Raw genomic sequence first — 19,806 nt, 5'->3', positions numbered from 1 at the left:
ATGTCAATTTATAGGAAGCTAATGATTAGCATTATTCCCACATGTTATGATGTGGCTGTAAGATATTATAGGAGGTTGATAGATCATGAAAGCAGCAAGATGGTATAAAGCAAAAGACATCCGTGTAGAAAATATTGAAGAACCAGTCATTGCACCTGGAAAAGTAAAAATTAAAGTACATTGGACAGGAATTTGTGGTAGTGATTTACATGAATACGCAGCTGGTCCAATCTTTATTCCAGTAGAGCAACCTCACTATGTAAGTACAGATATCGCACCAATAGTGATGGGACATGAATTCTCAGGCGAAGTAGTTGAAATTGGTGATGCTGTAACATCCGTAAAAGTGGGAGATCCTGTCGTAGTTGAACCGATACTATCTTGTGGCGAATGTGCTGCCTGTAAAAAAGGTAAGTATAATATTTGTAAGCATTTAGGTTTCCACGGTCTTTCAGGCGGTGGCGGAGGATTCTCTGAATATACAATGGTGGACGAAAAATTGGTTCACAAAATGCCAGAAGGACTTTCCTACGAGCAAGGCGCATTGGTCGAACCAGCAGCGGTAGCCCTTCATGCAGTACGCCAAAGCAAATTAAAAGCAGGCGATAAGGCAGCTGTCTTTGGAACAGGTCCAATCGGGCTCCTTGTCATTGAAGCGTTACGTGCAGCAGGCGCGTCCGAAATATATGCAGTAGAGCTTTCAGCAGAGCGTGCCGCTAAAGCATTAGAACTTGGTGCTACAGCAGTTATTAATCCTAAAAATGAGGATGCAGTAGCTCGTCTACATGAATTAACGAATGGTGGCGTTGATGTAGCATTTGAAGTAACAGGTGTTCCAGTCGTATTGCAGCAAGCGATAGATTCCACAACATTTGAAGGTGAAACAATTATTGTTTCTATTTGGGAAACTGACGCCTCTATTCTGCCAAACAATATCGTACTAACAGAGCGTTCTGTTAAAGGAATTATTGCTTATCGTGATATTTTCCCAGCGGTAATGGAATTAATGAAACAAGGCTACTTCCCTGCTGATAAACTAGTGACGAAACGAATTGCACTTGAGGAAGTCGTAACAGAGGGCTTCGAGGCATTAATGAAAGAGCGAAATCATATTAAAATCCTTGTAAATTCACAAGCTTAATATATAGAGAGACAGGTAGAGAGAGAAGCCCTCTACCTGTTTTTTAATCCTTATCTATACCCATCTTTTCCCTTATTTCCAGATTTGCCATAAGAACGTTCACCTTATCTTCTCCAAATACTCCTAATGTCCGTTTTTCTATATTTGCCTCTATAATTTTATTAATTTCTTCCTTTGAAAGCCCGCTTGCTTGGGCAATTCGATCCACCTGCATTTGGGCCGCCTTCACACTAATATGTGGGTCCAATCCTGAACCTGAGGCAGTCATTAAATCAGAAGGTATATCTTGTCGTTGTACGGATGGATTTGCAAGTAAAAACTTCTCGATATCTGCTTCTATCCGTTTCTGCAATTCTGGATTGGTTGGTGCATAGTTAAATGTACCTGAGCTAACACCACTGTAGTTCACTTGGCCCTTGTCATCTGGTATCGTATCCTCTTTCGTATAAACATTATAGTTAACGGATGAAACACGCCCCCAGAAATATTCTGAAGCAGTAAAATTTTGGCCAATTAATTCAGCACCAAACACTTGACCGTCCATCTCTATTAAACTACCATTTGCTTCTTGATGAAACACCCCTTGGGCTAAGGCTGTCACGGCGAAAGGGTATATTAAACCACATACAATGAACATGGCTATTGTCATAAGTAATGCCTGCTTAGAGCTATCAAAAATTTTTCGCATATAGCTTCCTCCTTATAATCCAACTATACGAAATAGTGGTCCTACTAGTAGATCAATAATTTTAATACCAATAAACGGAGCTAGTATTCCTCCAACACCATATACAAGTAAGTTTTTATTTAATAATTTTGCGGCACTCATTGGCTTATACTTAACGCCTCTCATGGCGATTGGAATTAGCAATGGAATAACGATCGCATTAAATATTAAGGCAGAGATAATGGCACTAGTAGGTGAATTAAGATTCATAATATTTAATGATTTCATCTCAGGTACAGCAACCATTAGCATAGCTGGAATAATAGCAAAATATTTTGCGATATCGTTTGCAATACTAAATGTGGTTAAAGCACCGCGAGTCATTAGCAATTGCTTGCCAATTTCGACAACTTCAATAATTTTAGTTGGATTTGAATCTAAATCAACCATATTCGCAGCTTCCTTTGCTGCATTTGTTCCCGAATTCATGGCAAGCCCTACATTCGCCTGTGCCAGTGCTGGCGCATCATTCGTACCATCACCAGTCATCGCTACAACTTTACCTTGCGCCTGCTCATCTTTAATCACTTGAATTTTATCTTCTGGTTTACTTTCTGCAATAAAGCTATCTACTCCCGCTTCCTTTGCGATTGCTGCTGCAGTAAGTGGATTATCTCCCGTACACATAATCGTTTTAATGCCCATTGCACGAAGCTGATCAAAGCGTTCCTTTAGTCCAGCCTTGACGATATCCTTTAAATAAATGACCCCTAAAATTTTATCGTTTAACGCTACTAACAGTGGTGTTCCCCCAACAGAGGACACTTGTTGAACCAATTGATCCAAATTGCTAGGAATGCTATGGCCTGCTTTCATACATTCTTTTTTGATCGTATCAGAGGCTCCCTTTCGAACTTTAGTGCCATCGACTGAATCTAAACCACTCATTCGTGTCTGTGCGGTAAATGGAATATGCTCACTTGACTTAATAATTGTTTCTTCACCGTCCGTATTTACCCCTAATTCGCAGGCCAATGATAAAATAGATTTTCCCTCTGGTGTATCATCTGTTAGAGAACTAAGCCATGCAGCTCGAATTAAATCCTTACTTTCCACCCCGTTTACTGGTAAAAACTCAGCCGCCATGCGATTTCCATACGTGATCGTTCCAGTTTTATCTAAGATTAATGTATCCACATCTCCACATGCCTCTACCGCTCTACCAGACATCGCTATCACATTAAATTGCGTGACTCTATCCATTCCTGCAATACCGATCGCTGACAATAAACCACCAATCGTCGTTGGTATTAAACAAACTGTCAGGGCAATTAATGTAGCGATAGAAATCGGCACATTTAAATATATTGTCATTGGATAGAGTGACACTACAACTAATAGGAAGATAATCGTTAAACTTACGAGAAGCGTATTGAGCGCTATTTCATTTGGTGTTTTCCTTCGGCTAGCTCCTTCAATAAGCGTTATCATTTTATCGAGAAATGATTCACCAGGCATGGACGTAATTTCAATTATCAGCCAATCACTTGTAACCGTCGTCCCTCCGGTAACTGACGAAAAATCTCCTCCCCGTTCTTTCACTACAGGAGCAGACTCACCTGTAATTGCCGATTCATCTACAGTAGCAATTCCGTCAATGACTTCACCATCATTAGGAATGATCTCTCCAGCTTGAACTAACACAATATCGCCTTTTTTTAATTCATGTGCCAGTTTAAAGATTTCAGAGCCATCATTAAGCAAAACACGTGCCTGTGTCACTGTCTTTGTTTTTTTTAAAGTTTGAACCTGTGCTTTCCCTCGTCCTTCTGCAATCGACTCTGCAAAATTTGCAAATAGAATCGTAACAAACAGTATAATCGCTACAATCCCATTATATAATCGTGCATGTTCTCCACCGTCGTTACCAAACAAATTTGGAAAAAGAACTAATAGTAACACAAACAAAAATCCTACCTCTACGACAAACATAACAGGATTTTTCAGCATATATATCGGGCTAAATTTCTTAATAGCATCCATTAATGCTCTTTTTAGTATGACACCAGTCATAAAACTTTTTCTTGCTGTTTCCATATGTGTCTCTCCTCATTAAGAATAAAGTTGTAAATGCTCTGTAATCGGACCAAGTGCTAAAGCTGGTAAAAATGTCAGCGCACCAATCATCAAAACGATAGCAACGAGTAAAAAAGTAAAAGTAGTCGTATCCGTTTTTAATGTTCCTACTGAATCGCTATGTCTTACTTTATTAGCGAGTAAAGAGGCAATAGCTAATTGAATGATGATGGTTACATAACGACCAAAGAACATAGCCAGCCCTGTTGATACATTCCAAAAAGTTGAATTATCCGCTAACCCTTCGAAGCCAGAGCCATTGTTAGCAGAGGCAGAGGCGAATTCATATAGAACTTGTGATAATCCATGTGCCCCTGGATTCGTTATTCCGGCTATTCCAGACGGTGTTGCAACCGCAAGTGCTGAAAATAGCAAAATAATAGCAGGATGAATGAGAATACAAAGAGCAATTAATTTCATTTCTTTTTCTTCAATTTTTTTACCTAAAAACTGTGGTGATCGACCAATCATTAAACAGGCAATGAAAATGGTCAGCAGAACATACATCATCATGTTCATCAGGCCAACTCCTTTACCTCCAAACACAACATTGAGCATCATATTAAACATAGGTACGAGACCACCAAGTGGCGTTAATGTATCATGCATATTGTTAATTGACCCTGTAGTAAATGCGGTTGTAACAGTCGTAAATAATGCTGATTGTGCTACGCCAAAGCGCATTTCTTTTCCTTCCATACTTCCAAGCTCCTGTGTAATGCCGAGTTCACTAATGAATGGATTACCTGTCTTCTCTGCTATGTACACAGTCACTAATCCTACGAGGAACAATATACTCATCGCTGTAAAAATAGCCAGCCCCTGTTTTCCAAAAATAGTTTTCTTTTTTCTGGAGGCAACCATCAGACTAAACGCGACGACACATGCCCCTGGCAATAACATCATAGATAACATCTCTACAATATTTGAAAGAACGGTTGGATTTTCAAAAGGTGTTGTTGAATTCGCTCCGTTAAAACCGCCACCATTTGTCCCTATATGTTTAATAGATTCAAGAGAAGCAATAGGTCCAAGTGCAATATCTTGTAATTTGCCCTCAATAGTCTGTACTGTTTGATTGCCCTTTAAGGTTTGTGGTGATCCTTGTGAGACTAAAATAAGAGCCACAACAATGGAAAAGGGCATTAAAATACGAGTAATAACACGAACAAAATCGACAAAAAAATTCCCTATCGTATCTGTTTTAGCCACTACCCTACGACAGAAAGCCATACAAGCTGCATAGCCAGTAGCTGCTGATGTAAACATCATAAAAGTAATGACTAGCATCTGTGATAAATAACTGAGTCCGGATTCACCACTATAATGTTGGAGATTAGTATTCGTTATAAATGAAATAATCGTGTTAAACGAAAGGGTAGCTTCCATATTATTGATATTATTTGGATTTAAAAATAGTAATGCTTGAATGCGTAGTATGATATATCCCACAAACACCATCATGGCATTTGAAACAATTAATGAAAGTACATATTCTTTGCCCCTCATATCAACTCGTTTAATGCCGCAAACTTTATAAATTACTGCGTCGACTTTATCTAATAAAGGATCGAGCCAAGTTTTTTGTTGTAATGTTACTCGATATAAATAATGTCCCGTTAAAATAACGAGTGGTAAATAAATTATGAATACGATGGCTATTTGCCACATAGTGTGTCCCCCCTGCCCTTAATAATTTTCCGGATAAAGTAATGCATGCCCTAAATAACCGAACAGAAATACTAGTACTACTCCCATAAAAATCCACAAATTGACTTCCTCCTCGTTACTCTTCTACTAGTTTGTAGCACCATACTGTTAACGCCAAAACACAAGCAAAGCTTATGATTAGTAAGCCCATCATAAAAAAATCCATCAATCGTAACACCCCTTCTCCTTAAGGATGCTCTCATCATACTGACTTTCAAATTAATGTAGTGTTAGGAAATCTTTTTTTCTATTAAGAAAGGATAAAGAAGTAAAATCTTTACACTTTCTTAATGGAAGTTAACGCTATAATACAAATGAGGTGAAAGAGGATGGAAAATATACGTCCAACTCCAGAGATGTTTCTTGCGAGGCTTCAACAGGAGGAACAATCTATAGGGAAATTAAAAATCTTTCTCGGCTATGCTGCAGGCGTAGGTAAAACTTATGCCATGTTAGATGCGGCACATCAGGCACAAAAACTCGGTAAAGATGTAGTGGTTGGCTATGTGGAACCGCATCCTCGTCCAGAAACGTTAGCATTACTAAAAGGACTTGAGCAAATTCCTACAAAGAAAATAACCTATAAGGGAAAAATATTTCAGGAATTAGATATAGATGCCATATTGCAGCGCAAACCAGAAATTGTCCTAATCGATGAATTGGCCCATTCTAATGTGCCAACCATGCGGCATAAGAAACGTTTTGGAGATGTTGAAGAACTACTTGCTAAAGGGATTCATGTTTTTACAACTGTAAATATTCAACATATTGAAAGTCTTCATGATTTAGTGGAAGAAATCACTGAGATTAAAGTGAGAGAGCGTATTCCTGATTATTTAATTGATCAAGCCGCGCAAATAAAAGTTGTTGATATTGAACCAGACGAATTAATTCAACGTCTGCAAGATGGGAAGGTATATGTCAAACAACAGGCAGAGAAAGCTTTGCATTCTTTTTTCCGTAAGCAAAATTTAGTATCGCTACGGGAAATCGCATTACGGCGAACAGCCGATACCATCAACTATCAACAATTAAACAATAACGAATCTGTCAGAAATTATGTACAAATCGAAGAACACTTACTTGTAGGTATCAGTAGTTCTCCTACAAATGCAAAAGTGATTCGGACTACTGCAAGACTTGCTCAAGCATTGCATGGCAAATTTACCGCTCTATATGTTCAAAACATGCAGGCGCAAGAAAGAAATCACGCTGATTCAGAACGCTTACAACAGCATATCAAGCTTGTTGAACAGCTTGGCGGTCATGTTGTCATTGTTCAAGAAGATGACGTAGCTGCAGCCCTTGCCAACTATGCTCAAATTAGTGGTGTCACTAAGCTTGTCATTGGTCGAACAAGTATGAGAAAAAAGTGGTGGCAGCCAAACACGAAAATTAGTGATCGCCTGAACGAATATGTGCCGAATTTATCTATACACATCGTGCCCGATCAAGAAAATGAACAATTCTACTTTCCTAGTATCAAAAATAAACTAGCATTTGAATGGCTGGATCTATTTAAAATGTTTATCGTATTTAGCGTAATATCCATAGTCGGCCTATATTTGTATTCAATTGATATTAGCGAGCCTAATATTATAACCATTTATATTCTAGGTGTTCTCATTCTTGCTATTTGGTCATCAGGGTGGATAATGAGCATCATTAGTTCCATCATTGCTGTTTTACTTTTTAATTATTTTTTTACAGAGCCACGATTTTCATTTGATGCGTATCATCGTGACTATCCTATGACTTTTTTTATCATGTTTCTCTCTGGAGTAATTACCAGTAGCTTAACGAAAAAGATCAAGGCGCAAACGATTATAGCTATACGGAAATCTTATCGAATGGAAGTACTGCTTGAAACGAATCGTAGACTGCAGCACGCAAAATCTATTGAGGAAATTATTACAGAAGGCATGACTCAAATTGTCAAATTAGTAGAAAAGCCTGTGCAATTTTTTGAAATAGACAATCAGCTAATTCGGGAATCTACTTTTTTTCGTACGGAGAAAATTTCTACAATTGAAAATCAAAAAATAGCTACGCTTTTTAATAACCCAAACGAGCATGGCGTTGTGAGCTGGGTGACGAATAATAAGCATGTAGCTGGTGTATCCACAGATATATTTCCTGAGGTGAATGCTTACTATATACCCGTTATTTCTAATGGAAATGTTAAAGGGGTTATTGGTATTGCACTGTCTAAACGATTGCCATTACCTGCATTTGAACGCAATATTTTGCATGCCATTATTAATGATTTTTCATTCGCAATGGATAAATGGTATTTACAGAAGCTCCACGAAGAAGTAGCGCGAGAAGCTGAAATGGAACAGATGCGAGCTAACCTTTTACGGGCTATATCCCATGACCTTCGAACACCGCTCACTGCTATTTCTGGAAATGCGGATATCTTACTGAACAATGCACCATTAATACCCGATATTGAAAAAAATAAATTGTATGAAGATATTTTTAACAATTCGAAATGGCTTGTACAAATGGTTGAAAACCTACTAGCTGTTTCTAAGCTAGAGGATGGGCAATTTGCTTTAGAAATGCAATTGGAATTAGTAGAAGATATTATTCAAGAGGCTCTTTCCCATGTTGTTCACCAAAATAGCTCGCATAAAATATCCTATCAAATAGAACCAGAATTTTTATTAAGCCTAATGGATGCTAGATTGATCATACAGGTTTTCATCAATATCATCGATAATGCATTGACCTACACCCCCCCAGGTAGTGACATTACTATTTTGGTGAAGGAGTGTGATGGCTTAGTAAAGTTCAGTATTTCAGATAATGGGCCAGGAATTGATGATTCCTTAAAAAGTAACTTGTTTGAGCCGTTTACGACTGGCAAGGTACAACGCAGTGATAGTAGACGAGGGCTCGGTTTAGGCTTAGCCCTGTGTCAAACAATTTTAAAATTACATGGTAGTCACATCACTGTTACAGATAATAAACCTCAAGGAACAATTTTTAACTTTTCACTGAAAAAGGAGTAAAAATTTGATGAATAAACGAATTCTAGTAGTAGAAGATGATGTGGCCATCGCCAATTTAATTAAAATGACATTAGCTACCCAGCATTATGAATTCAACATTGCCCAAGATGGGAATAGTGCACTTCAAAAGGCTATTACCATGAAACCAGATGTCTATATTTTGGATTTAGGACTACCGGACATAGACGGTGTAGAGCTTATTACAAAAATTAGAAGTTGGACTCAAACGCCCATTATTGTCGTTAGTGCGCGCGGGGAAGAATATGATAAAATTAACGCCCTGGATGCAGGTGCAGATGATTATGTCACGAAGCCCTTCAGTGTGGAAGAATTATTAGCAAGAATTCGTGTTGCTTTAAGGAGAGCAGCCTATGAACATCCACTAGAACAGGAGAATTCAACTTTTACCAATGGTTATCTTCAAATTAATTATGTAGATCATACGGTATTAGTAAATGGCAAGGAAATACATGTCACGCCTATTGAATATAAACTTTTAGTTGTTTTATCCAAGCATGTTGGTAAAGTGCTAACGCATAATTTTATTTTAAAGGAAATCTGGCACAATGCTCTGCAATCAGATATTCCAAGTTTACGAGTGTTTATGGCGACACTTCGAAAAAAAATAGAAGATGATCCAGCACAGCCTAAATTGATACAGACACATGTGCGAGTCGGCTATCGAATGCTTCGCTATCATGAAGATGAATAAGATAAAAGAATTGTAGCAGAAGGCTTATTTGCACTTCTGCTCTTTCATGGATGAATTCGCCTTATAAATTATCGCACCCTCCCATTAGCCTCTGCATATCATAGCTATAATCAGGTATGTCATCAATGAAAAACAAGTAGAAAGGAGATCATTATGGTATTTCGACCACCTTATCCATACCCTATGTATCCGGGTGGCATGAGAATGCCCATGCCAACACCACCACAGATGTCACCGCAGTCCTTTTTCCCGCCTGGAGGCTTCCCTGCTCAACCACGAATTCCAGGCGGCTTTCCAATGGCAAATGGAATAGGTTCCTTTGGAGGACAAATGCCGATGCCACCTGTGCAAGAACCATCTAAAATTGGTTCATTCTTACAGCAAGCAAACAGTTTATTTAATTCCGCTAAAACCTATACCCCTTATATCCAACAAGCGATGCCAATGGTTAAAAATATACCGTCCTTATTAAAATTATATAAAGGATTCCAAGGACTACCTTCGGCGGGAGGCGGGGCGGCTGGCGCTGATCGTGCAGGCAGTGAAAGCAAGGCTGCTACAGGAAATAAGCGATCAGCAAGGCAAAGTACATCAGCATCATTTTCGCCTCCTGAACCAATTCCATCTAAACCACGTATTTTCCAGCCACCAATGTAAATGAACGTTTCTTTGTATTCGCCGCCCCTGTCCGTTATAATGTAGATAGGTAAAGCTTGAAAGGAGTCACAACCATGCAAGTATTAAAAATTAATCCACGTGGCTATTGCTACGGTGTTGTTGATGCGATGGTCATCGCACGAAACGCCGCACTTGATAAAACATTACCAAGACCTATCTACATTTTAGGGATGATTGTCCATAATAAACATGTCACAGACGCGTTCGAAGAAGATGGTATCATCACTTTAGACGGCGATAATCGCTTAGAAATTATCGAACAAGTTGAATCTGGTACTGTGATTTTCACAGCACATGGTGTTTCACCTGAAATTCGTGAAATTGCGAAGCGTAAAGGCCTAGTGTCCATTGATGCTACATGTCCTGATGTAACAGTTACTCACGATTTAATTCGTGAAAAATCTGCAGAAGGCTATGATATTATTTATATTGGGAAAAAAGGACATCCGGAACCTGAGGGTGCCATTGGCGTTGCACCTGATCATGTCCATTTAGTTCAATCTTCCAATGATATTGATGTGTTAAACTTAACGAATGATAAATTGCTTGTCACTAATCAAACGACAATGAGCCAATGGGATGTCGCCCATTTGATGGATAGTTTAAAAGAAAAATTCCCTCATATTGAGGTACACAAAGAGATTTGTTTAGCTACTCAAGTTCGTCAAGAAGCTGTCGCTCAGCAGGCAGGCGAAGCAGATCTATTGATTGTTGTAGGCGACCCTAAATCGAATAACTCCAATCGTTTAACGCAAGTTTCTGTTGAAATCGCTGGGACACCTTCCTATCGTATCGCGGACGTTTCAGAGCTAAAAATAGATTGGTTAAAAGGGATTAATAGAGTTGCTGTGACAGCAGGTGCTTCAACACCAACGCCTATTGTCAAAGAGGTCATTTCCTTCTTAGATCAATTTGATGAAAATGATCCATCCACACACGTTATCAAACGTACAGTAACATTAGATAAAATTCTACCGAAGATTAAAACACCTACACCAGTCGAGAAAATTATGCCCAATTGATTACTATAAAAAAAATCCTGGTTGTCATGATGACAATCAGGATTTTTTTCTTTATTTACTAAAATAATAGTTTATCGGACGACCAATTCCACCATAATGGACATCCATCGTAATTTTCTCTTGTTTCTCTAAATAATCTAAATATCTTCTAGCCGTCACCCGGGCAATACCAACGCCACTTGCCACCTCTTCTGCCGATGCACCATCTACCGATTGCAAAAAGTGTACCACCTTTTCAAGCGTTGTACGGTTAAAACCTTTCGGAAGATTTTTTTCTGTTTGTAATAAGGAAGACTGCTCCAAAGGGCTTTGTCCATCACGATAATGGAATAATTGATCCAATTCGCCTTGTGTAAGCTCGCGTTCCGTTAGCGTTTGTTTTTTAAAGCGTAAATAATTTTCAAGTGTCCCTTTAACACGTTCAAACGAAAAAGGCTTCATAATATAATCAAAAACACCTAGATGCAATACTTGTTTCACCGTGTCCATATCATTCGCAGCCGTTACAGTAATGACATCTACTGGTAAGTCCAGCTCGCGAATTTTACGTAAACTAGTGATGCCATCTTGCTCCGGCATAAAAATATCCATAAATACTAAGTCAGGCTGATGTTGACGAATTTGCGTCACTCCATCTAAACCATTTGATGCTTGTCCAATTACCTGAAATTGATCGACCTTTTCAATAAACTGTCGATTTACTTCACGCACCATTGGATCATCCTCAATTAATAATACTTTGATTTGTACCACTATCAGCCCTCCATTCCAACGTTAATGCTTATGCATAGTAAAATGTTAGTAAAAAACTAGTCCCTTTATTTGGTTCACTGATGACTTCAATATCACCCTGTCCTTTTTCAACAATCTCTTTAATTAAAAACAGCCCTATTCCCCTGTAATTTTTCTCTTTTGTAGAATAGCCATTGTCAAAAATATGGCTCTTGATCTCATCTGTCATGCCAACACCGTTATCCGTGACAAGAATGGCTAAGACATCCTCGTCTTCATCGACAGAAACATGGATAACCTTTTCCTTCACCTGCATATCCCTTAATGCATCAAAGGCATTTTCTATTAAATTTCCAAATAGAATGACGAAATCATGATGATCTAAATTAGGTGGAAAAGATGTTAAGCGACTTTCACGGTCAATTTCCAGTCGGATTCCTTGTTCTTTAGCATAGGAAATTTTACTAAGTAATAGCCCTGAAATATTTTCATTCTTAATACGTTCATTTAAAAAGTTAGTAATTTCATCGTGTTCTTCCTTTACCTGCGTTAGGTAGGATAAAGCCTGATCATGATGTCCAAGTTGTAAAAGTCCGGCTATCGTATGCAGTTTATTTTTATGCTCATGTGTTTGAACACGAAGCGCTTGGACAAATGCTCGTACTCCAGTCAGTTCTTCAGCAAGCTTTTTAACTTCTGTACGATCTTTAAACATGGCCACTGCTCCAACAGTTTCTCCACTAACCTGTATAGGAATACGATTACTCATAATACTATGATCATTTATATATAACTCTCGGTTAAATAGTGGCTGATCAAGTTCCAAAATTTCAGGTAGTCTTGTATCTGGTAAGACGTGAAAAATTTTCTGACCAATCAAATTAGGTGGTTTTTCGTCAACCCCAAGTATTTCGCAGGCTTTCTCATTAAAAATGGTAATGGTCAAATCATTATCGATAGCAATAATACCCTCATGCATCGCATTAAAGGTTTCCGTTCGTTCTACATACATTTTGGCAATTTCATGGGGCTCTAATCCAAACATTTGCTTTTTCATATGAAGCCCTAATGTTCGCGCACCCCATACACTAAAGATTAAAGATAGTAGTAAAGTAATGATCAGCTCAGTTTGCATGGATTGCAGTAATTCCGCCACCGTCAAAACACTATATCCAACGACCGTAACACCTATTTGTTGTCCTTGATTGTTCATGATTGGTACAAACGCACGAACCATGTTACCATGCTCCCCATGCGCGATTGACGTATAGTAATGTTCAGAAAAAGCAGCGTTTAAATCAGCAGATTGCGAAATGCTACCAAGTTCCTTTTTATTTGGGTGAGAATACTTCCGTCTTTTCATATCCAAAACCACTATATATTGAGCCCCATTTATATCTCGGATTTCTTCTACCACAGGGTTAATATGTTGTACGGCTATTTCTATGTTTTCATGGGAAATATAGGTTTTGATTTCGGGAAGCTGCGAGACTGTTTTGGCTACAAGTAACGCTTGGTCACTAAGCTTGCTCTTTTGTTCATTCATCACATATCCCAACAAAAAAGTACCACCAATGCTAAAGGAAAGCATAAGAATAAAAAAAGTCAGCGACATAATTTTTCTTTGCATCGATAACTTCTGAAATTTCAAGATTATCGCCTCCCCCCTACTATATTTTAGCTTACTCCATATGTTAGAATAACAAAAACAATAGAAAATACGAATAAATTGGGTGTATTCAATGAAAAAATTTATTATTGGAACGATTGTAACTGTCTTGTTTTTAGTGATCACCATTAGTGTTCAACAAGGTTTACTTTTCGCGAACCCGCTTCCCTATGATGATGAGCAAAAGGGGTTAGACACACAAATTACCATCCATTTAAGTCATGTAGTAGCGGAAAATACGCCAAAAGGACAGGCTGCCAATAAATTTGCTGAATTAGTAGAAGAAAAGACAAAAGGCAAAGTCAAAGTGCATGTTTACTCCAACTCCTCTTTATTTAATGATGAAAATGAGTTTCAGGCTTTGCAAAAGGGAGAAGTCGAAATGATTATCCCAACCTTTTCTAAAATGACAACCTATGTACCGAATTGGCAAGTTCTTGATTTACCCTTCCTGTTTAATACAAATGAAGAGGTACAGGAAGTACTGACAGGAACAATAGGTGATCAATTATTAAACGAGCTAGAACCTATTCATATAAAAGGACTGGGCTTTTGGTACAACGGCTTTAAGCATCTAACCTCTGTGGATCACCCTATTCATACATTTGAAGATTTACAGGGTTTACGCATTCGCACAATGCCTAGTAAAACATTGGAAAAACAATTTGAAGTTTTGAAAGCAACGCCTATTCCGATTTCTTTTAGTGAGGTTTATACAGACCTAGAGAAACACGCCATTGATGCACAGGAAAATACAGCCTCTAATATTTACTCAAAAGGTTTCTACAAAGTTCAAAAACATATGACCATCACACAGCATGGTATTTTAGGCTATGCTGTATTAATGAATGAAAGTTTTTGGGATTCCTTACCAGCGAAAATTCAACATCAATTGGTGGAGGCTATGAAGGAAACAACGGATTGGCAGTTTGAACAGGCTGCCCGTATGAATGAAGAAGATATGTTAAAGCTTAAACAGCAAGATGATTTTGATGTTTCTACAATGAGTCTTAAGGAACGACAGCGCTTTAAGGAGCAGCTCGCCCCTGTCTATGATTTTTATAAGGCCCAAACACAAAATGATGAGATCCTAGCTGAGATAAAAAAAATTGTTGCACCATAATACTTTTGGTCATTAATGATAGATCCTTACATACCGTAGGGATCTTTTCTTTTGTATTATAATAGATTATCAAAATTCAAAACTACTATAAAACAGCTTAAAACCATTGCTATTACTGTATTTATCATCCCTCTCATTGAAAAATGAACAAAATGAACAATAGAAACATTACGGTCATAAAAACTATTGTCGGAAAATTTCAGCTATGATAACGACATGAAAGCGTTCACACAATCTTCATAGATATTGTAGGGGGAGAACTATATGCGTATAAATTTTAAAAACTTAACAGTACAAGTATTGATCGCTATCGTTCTAGGGATTATAGTAGGTGCAACGTTCCCAGAGTTTGGAGCTAAGCTAAAAATATTAGCGGATATATTTATAAAACTAATTAAAATGTTAATTGCACCCATTATCTTCTTAACGGTTGTAATTGGTATTGGTAGTATGGGTGATGTCAAAAAGGTTGGAAAAATCGGGGGAAAAGCTTTAATCTATTTTGAAATTGTTTCAACATTTGCCTTAGCAATTGGTCTTATAGTTGTCAATATTGTACAACCAGGTAAAGGTTTTAATACAGAAGCTGCCAAAGGAGCGGATGTCTCTCAATATACAGATGCAGCAGCGGCGGAACATGGTTTGGGTGCATTTATTATGCAAATTATCCCTGATAATGTTATGGGTGCTCTCGCAAATGGTGAATTACTACCTGTCTTATTCTCTGCTGTATTATTTGGATTAGCGGCGGCGGCGATTGGTGAACCAGCTAAACCAGTTATAAAATTTTTTGAACAAGTTGCGGATATCTTCTTTAAAATCGTTAATATGGTAATGAAAATTTCTCCTATTGGCGCATTTGGTGCCATGAGTTATACAATCGGCAACTTTGGGCTTAAATCTCTTGGCAACTTAGGATTTTTAATGTTATCCGTCTATATCACAATGTTTATTTTTATCGTTGTCATCATCGGATTCATTACACGTTACTTCGGTTTTAGTATTTTTAAATTTATTAAATACATTAAAGATGAGATTTTCATCGTTATTGGTACATCTTCATCTGAATCAGCGTTGCCTTCCATGATGCGTAAATTAGAAAACTACGGCTGTTCTAAGCAAGTTGTGGGGCTAGTTATACCAACAGGTTATTCCTTTAACTTAGATGGAACATCCATATACTTATCGATGGCAGCTATATTTATTGCCCAAGCTTACGGTGTTGATTTAGATATTTGGCATCAAATCACATTACTAGCCATTCTAATGCTTACATCTAAGGGGGCTGCGGGCGTAACAGGCTCTGGGTTTATTACACTTGCTGCCACATTAGCAGCATTCCCGATGATTCCCGTAGAAGGAATTGCATTACTAATCGGGGTTGACCGCTTCATGTCCGAAGCTCGAGCTGTTACAAATCTTATTGGTAATGGTGTGGCGACAGTAGTTGTTTCAAAAATGGAGAAGGAATTTGATACAGAGCAGGAAAAACGTGCTCTCTCAGGTCAAATCGCACAACCTTAAATAGTTAAAAAGGCTACTGAAAGCGAGATACTTGTCTCTCTTTAGTAGCCTTTTATATAGTCCATTTTTAGAAATTCATAGACACCACCATTTGTTGCTTGCATATAAGTATGAGCATCTCTAAATCCTACCTTGCGATATAGCTTGATTGCTCTTAGATTAAATGTGGCGACCGATAAGGTGATCATTTCACATGGATAGTTTGCCAAGACAAAATCAATAGCATTTTTTAAAAAATCAAAGCCTAGGCCTTTTCCTGTAAGACTAGGTTTCATGCCTAAGCCAATCTCCATCGTTTGGTCACCAACCGTCATAATGCTAAAATAAGCAACTAGTTCTTGTTTTTTTAAGACCGCAAAAATAGAATTTCCTCTTGTATACGGATTGAGAAAAGCACGTAAATCCTCCTGATCAGCATCCATATCATAAAAAGAATAGTCACCCTCATAATGCCAGTTATAGGCGATATCTTCTGCTTGTTCTTGTGAAATTGGTTGAAAACAATAGCTCAAAACTTTCCCCTCCTGTAATTTTGTGAAACCTCCTGGATGACATACTCGTATACATAATGAATGGAGGTTTCTTTATGGCAACATTTACACTTAACTATCCAAAGGCATTTAAAAGCTTTTCTGATATTCCTATTACGAATGAAAACAACGAAACAGTGTGTGTGCTTCAGAAAGTAGAGCGTTCTTCTACTGGTAAAGTTTTAAATGCCGTATTATTAGTTGCGACACAGCAAACTTTACCCTATCGTTATGAAACACGAACAACTTTAGGTGCCCCCCTTTTTCAAGTACAATCTACTCTGTTAACAAAAGGGGTTAGTCATCAGCTCATTATGCCAGATGGTAGCACCATACCGATTGTCCGAAAAACAGTTCAATTATTAGAATCCTCGTACACCTTTACAATGGACAATTTGGCATTTCGTTTTGAGAAGGATTTTACTGCTACCGCCTATTTATATTGTAATGAAGAGAAAATTGCCAGTGCAAGCCCGATAGAGACCGAGCTCATACGGACGGGGCTAATGTTTAAACTTTTCCAATCTGACGACATGCACTTTGTTGCACTCCTCGCAACACTCTATCAAGCTTTATTTGCCATGAGTAAGTAAATGCGTTATTAATTAAGTTTCACATTAAGAAATTACATAGCAAAAAAGAAGGCATCAAGATTTAAAGTCTCGATGCTTTTTCAATTTATTTTTTCTCGCTCCCCATTTAATATATGAATGACATAGGCATCACTTTGATTCACATTCATTTGGACAATTTTTTTTACTGCGCCTTCCATCTTAGTCGCTAGTTGAAGTGCCTCCGCATTGTCACCTTTTATAGTTGTTTGAATCGTAATGGTTGTTCGATTCTCTAGTATTAAGTATTCGTATACATCAAAAGATTGTAACCCTTTAATTAAATCTTCAATTAATAGATTAATATCATTACCCATCGCTTTATTACCATCGAGCAATGATGTAAATTCCCATCTTTCAAAAACAATCGGATAATCCTTTAAGGCCGAATTTTTTATAGTACTTTTAGCAATAGCTTCCATGTCTGTTTTAACCGACTGAACATACTCTTCTCCCCCTACAATTTGGATGACCAATTTCTTTTCCGCAGTTGTTTTAACATCAATACCGACGTATTTTTCAAGGAGCTTATCTTTCAATAGTGATAAACTCAACTCTTCTTTCGTAATTATTGGCCCTTTCTCGATAGCGGCTTCTAAAGGCTTACCATCTACATATTTATTAAACAGGATGATGATTGCGATAATGACTAGCATTAATCCTGTAACGACTCCTATCCGTTTCACAATGAAATCCCCCCTGTTAGGAAGGTATGAGCTCTGCAAATACAATATTCACCGTTTTCTATCACTGTTTTATCATTACTATGAAATAGACCATTACTGGCATTGCTTAATTTCTCTCACATATTCCGGAACACGAAATAAATTTGCTATGTTTTGTCCCTTCTGTGTCATGATTCTTAAAAAGGAGTACACTAAAGAGGTAGTAATTCTATATTTTTGGAGGGTTTTAAATGGATACAAACGCAGCAGAAATTAAAAATATTATGACCTTGAATCTACTCGTACAAATTCTAAAAGAGCGTGGCATTTTGACGGATAAGGAATTAAAGGAACGACTTTCAAATACGGTCAAACTATCCTCTATGGATGCAGATTTGAAAGAAAAAGTTATTGAAGAAATCGAACATTAATGGTGATGATTCCAACAAAAAACAACCGCTTCCATGCTGTAAATATAGCTGAAAGCGGCTGTCTATATGTTTGATGCATATTAAGATCGAATTGTTTTTAAAGCTGTTGACCAAGGAATAAGCTGATCTAACATTTGATGAACTGAATCTGCCTGCACTTCTTTTGGCTTAAAGACCGAGCCGTTTTCAAAATCAGTAAATAATGATAAAGCTGGATGAACTCGAACATCGGCAACTAGTAATTCTCCAAGAATCCCTCGTAAATGCTCCGCAGCACGTGCACCTCCAACTGAACCATAGGAAACGATACCCGCAGCTTTATTGTTCCATTCTACTCGTAAAAAGTCTAATGCATTTTTTAGTGCACCTGTGATTGAATGGTTATACTCTGCTACAATAAATACAAAGCCGTCACATGCAGCTACTTTCTCTGACCATGTCGCTACTCCAGAAGTATCTCCTCCTGGTTCTCCAAGAAACGGTAATTTAAAATCAGCGATATCAATTATTTCATATTCCGCATCACGGCGTTTTTCTGCAACTTCCTTTACCCACGCTCCAACTTGTGGGCTAACCCGACCTTCTCGCGTACTTCCTAAAATAATACCGATTTTTAACATATGACCCTCCTCGTTTTCCCATTCATTTTGTGAAATCATTGTCATTCCATGTACGCGAACAACACTCATACCATTTTGGTCAGATACATACAGCTTTATTCATGGCCTCTATGTAGTCGCTTTGAATATTTCGAATTAAACAATCTTTAATTCAAGATTAAATTACCATATTTATTTATTTTCTGTCAATTATTTAAATTCGAGACTTTTGAACTCATTCATTACTTTAATTTAATGGGCTGTTCCAACGCCTCTAATTCCTCTTCCATGGAGCTAAACTGTCTTTCCACTACATATTTTGCGTCTGAAACTGCTGCATTATAAATATATGGGGCGATATTTTCCTTGATAAAATCTAACACACGCTCTGCTTCAAATTCACTAATGTCTTCATCACGATGCGTGTAGAAAAATCGCTGAATATCAGCTACTATCATTTCTTGCTGTTCTTTAGTTAAACGAATAAACAAGTTATATCTCTCCATTTCTGCTAATAGATTTCATGCTCATTTTATCATTATCCTACATTCTTGGCATACAAAAAGGATGAACACTACCTAGTAATGTTCATCCTTTTATTATTGTTTACAATCAAATGAATAACTTGTGGAAAGGAAGTTTTTTTCCTTTGATATAATGGCTTGACCGCCATCGTCTTCACATTGTTCAGTCATGGCATCGATTTTCTTTTCATTCATCATATTCGTCATAACCGTCATCCCTATACCAAACACAGCGATGAATAAACCGATTATAATCCACAGTTTACCAGCCTTATTGCCAGTAGGTCTTTCATTAGCCACATCTATTCCCCTCGC

General features: G+C 37.7%; 19 protein-coding genes. 9 read left to right on the top strand and 10 right to left on the bottom strand.

Features of this window, described 5'->3' with window-relative positions:
- The first annotated feature begins 85 nt into the window (after positions 1-85).
- Positions 86-1,141 (top strand): 2,3-butanediol dehydrogenase, encoded by a 1,056-nt coding sequence (locus B3D94_RS10010; protein WP_291757235.1) that lies wholly within the window; start codon positions 86-88, stop codon positions 1,139-1,141.
- A 43-nt stretch (positions 1,142-1,184) separates the two neighbouring features.
- On the opposite strand, the gene kdpC is transcribed toward B3D94_RS10010, so the two are convergent.
- The 3 genes from kdpC to kdpA are packed head-to-tail and all read right to left on the bottom strand — an operon-like array spanning position 1,185 to position 5,615.
- Positions 1,185-1,829, bottom strand: coding sequence for a potassium-transporting ATPase subunit KdpC (gene kdpC, locus B3D94_RS10005; protein WP_291757233.1), 645 nt, complete (start codon positions 1,827-1,829; stop codon positions 1,185-1,187).
- Between the two features lie 12 nt (positions 1,830-1,841).
- Positions 1,842-3,905 (bottom strand): potassium-transporting ATPase subunit KdpB, encoded by a 2,064-nt coding sequence (gene kdpB, locus B3D94_RS10000; protein ID WP_291757231.1) that lies wholly within the window; start codon positions 3,903-3,905, stop codon positions 1,842-1,844.
- Positions 3,906-3,920: 15 nt separating this feature from the next.
- On the bottom strand, positions 3,921-5,615 hold the full coding sequence (gene kdpA, locus B3D94_RS09995) for a potassium-transporting ATPase subunit KdpA (protein ID WP_291757230.1): 1,695 nt from the start codon (positions 5,613-5,615) through the stop codon (positions 3,921-3,923).
- Between the two features lie 368 nt (positions 5,616-5,983).
- Here kdpA and B3D94_RS09990 point away from each other — a divergent pair, with 368 nt between their 5' ends.
- The 4 genes from B3D94_RS09990 to B3D94_RS09975 all read left to right on the top strand — a co-directional run bounded on the left by B3D94_RS09990 (position 5,984) and on the right by B3D94_RS09975 (position 11,083).
- Complete coding sequence (locus tag B3D94_RS09990; protein ID WP_291757229.1) at positions 5,984-8,671, top strand: sensor histidine kinase; 2,688 nt, start codon at positions 5,984-5,986, stop codon at positions 8,669-8,671.
- Between the two features lie 7 nt (positions 8,672-8,678).
- The gene (locus B3D94_RS09985; protein ID WP_291757228.1) at positions 8,679-9,383 is read left to right on the top strand and encodes a response regulator; all 705 of its coding nucleotides are present in this window, start codon (positions 8,679-8,681) and stop codon (positions 9,381-9,383) included.
- A gap of 153 nt (positions 9,384-9,536) precedes the next feature.
- Positions 9,537-10,040, top strand: a complete 504-nt coding sequence (vrrA, locus tag B3D94_RS09980) for a VrrA/YqfQ family protein (RefSeq protein ID WP_069482004.1) — start codon at positions 9,537-9,539, stop codon at positions 10,038-10,040.
- A gap of 74 nt (positions 10,041-10,114) precedes the next feature.
- Positions 10,115-11,083 carry a 4-hydroxy-3-methylbut-2-enyl diphosphate reductase gene (locus tag B3D94_RS09975; protein ID WP_069482005.1) on the top strand — a complete coding sequence of 323 codons (969 nt, stop codon included), beginning with the start codon at positions 10,115-10,117 and terminating at the stop codon, positions 11,081-11,083.
- 51 nt (positions 11,084-11,134) lie between these two features.
- Here the strand turns inward: B3D94_RS09975 and B3D94_RS09970 are convergent, their stop codons facing one another.
- Positions 11,135-11,836 carry a response regulator gene (locus tag B3D94_RS09970; RefSeq protein ID WP_083244713.1) on the bottom strand — a complete coding sequence of 234 codons (702 nt, stop codon included), beginning with the start codon at positions 11,834-11,836 and terminating at the stop codon, positions 11,135-11,137.
- 28 nt (positions 11,837-11,864) lie between these two features.
- Positions 11,865-13,445, bottom strand: coding sequence for an ATP-binding protein (locus B3D94_RS09965; protein ID WP_422655548.1), 1,581 nt, complete (start codon positions 13,443-13,445; stop codon positions 11,865-11,867).
- Positions 13,446-13,557: 112 nt separating this feature from the next.
- Between B3D94_RS09965 and B3D94_RS09960 the strand changes: the two genes are divergently transcribed.
- A complete protein-coding gene (locus B3D94_RS09960) occupies positions 13,558-14,607 on the top strand; it encodes a TRAP transporter substrate-binding protein (RefSeq protein ID WP_291757220.1) in 1,050 nt (349 codons plus the stop codon).
- Positions 14,608-14,871: 264 nt separating this feature from the next.
- Positions 14,872-16,131, top strand: a complete 1,260-nt coding sequence (locus B3D94_RS09955) for a dicarboxylate/amino acid:cation symporter (RefSeq protein ID WP_069482007.1) — start codon at positions 14,872-14,874, stop codon at positions 16,129-16,131.
- A 41-nt stretch (positions 16,132-16,172) separates the two neighbouring features.
- Here B3D94_RS09955 and B3D94_RS09950 read toward each other — a convergent pair whose 3' ends face one another.
- A complete protein-coding gene (locus B3D94_RS09950) occupies positions 16,173-16,643 on the bottom strand; it encodes a GNAT family N-acetyltransferase (protein ID WP_291757214.1) in 471 nt (156 codons plus the stop codon).
- Between the two features lie 74 nt (positions 16,644-16,717).
- Between B3D94_RS09950 and B3D94_RS09945 the strand changes: the two genes are divergently transcribed.
- Positions 16,718-17,254, top strand: coding sequence for a tubby C-terminal domain-like protein (locus B3D94_RS09945; RefSeq protein ID WP_069482009.1), 537 nt, complete (start codon positions 16,718-16,720; stop codon positions 17,252-17,254).
- A gap of 80 nt (positions 17,255-17,334) precedes the next feature.
- On the opposite strand, the gene B3D94_RS09940 is transcribed toward B3D94_RS09945, so the two are convergent.
- Positions 17,335-17,958, bottom strand: a complete 624-nt coding sequence (locus B3D94_RS09940) for a hypothetical protein (protein ID WP_291757212.1) — start codon at positions 17,956-17,958, stop codon at positions 17,335-17,337.
- A gap of 230 nt (positions 17,959-18,188) precedes the next feature.
- Here B3D94_RS09940 and B3D94_RS09935 point away from each other — a divergent pair, with 230 nt between their 5' ends.
- Entirely contained in the window at positions 18,189-18,368 is a 180-nt protein-coding gene (locus B3D94_RS09935; protein WP_069482010.1) for a hypothetical protein, read from the top strand.
- A gap of 80 nt (positions 18,369-18,448) precedes the next feature.
- Here the strand turns inward: B3D94_RS09935 and B3D94_RS09930 are convergent, their stop codons facing one another.
- The 3 genes from B3D94_RS09930 to B3D94_RS09920 all read right to left on the bottom strand — a co-directional run bounded on the left by B3D94_RS09930 (position 18,449) and on the right by B3D94_RS09920 (position 19,791).
- On the bottom strand, positions 18,449-18,988 hold the full coding sequence (locus B3D94_RS09930) for an NADPH-dependent FMN reductase (RefSeq protein ID WP_085961723.1): 540 nt from the start codon (positions 18,986-18,988) through the stop codon (positions 18,449-18,451).
- Positions 18,989-19,209: 221 nt separating this feature from the next.
- Positions 19,210-19,458 carry a DUF2164 domain-containing protein gene (locus B3D94_RS09925; RefSeq protein WP_025115979.1) on the bottom strand — a complete coding sequence of 83 codons (249 nt, stop codon included), beginning with the start codon at positions 19,456-19,458 and terminating at the stop codon, positions 19,210-19,212.
- A 108-nt stretch (positions 19,459-19,566) separates the two neighbouring features.
- Positions 19,567-19,791, bottom strand: a complete 225-nt coding sequence (locus tag B3D94_RS09920; RefSeq protein ID WP_069482011.1) for a hypothetical protein — start codon at positions 19,789-19,791, stop codon at positions 19,567-19,569.
- Between the last annotated feature and the right edge of the window lie 15 nt (positions 19,792-19,806).

The organism is Lysinibacillus sp. UBA5990, assembly GCF_002429815.1.
Taxonomy (GTDB): Bacteria; Bacillota; Bacilli; order Bacillales_A; family Planococcaceae; genus Lysinibacillus; species Lysinibacillus fusiformis.
Note: the sequence above shows the minus strand (reverse complement) of the source record. Positions and strands in the feature narration are given on the sequence as shown.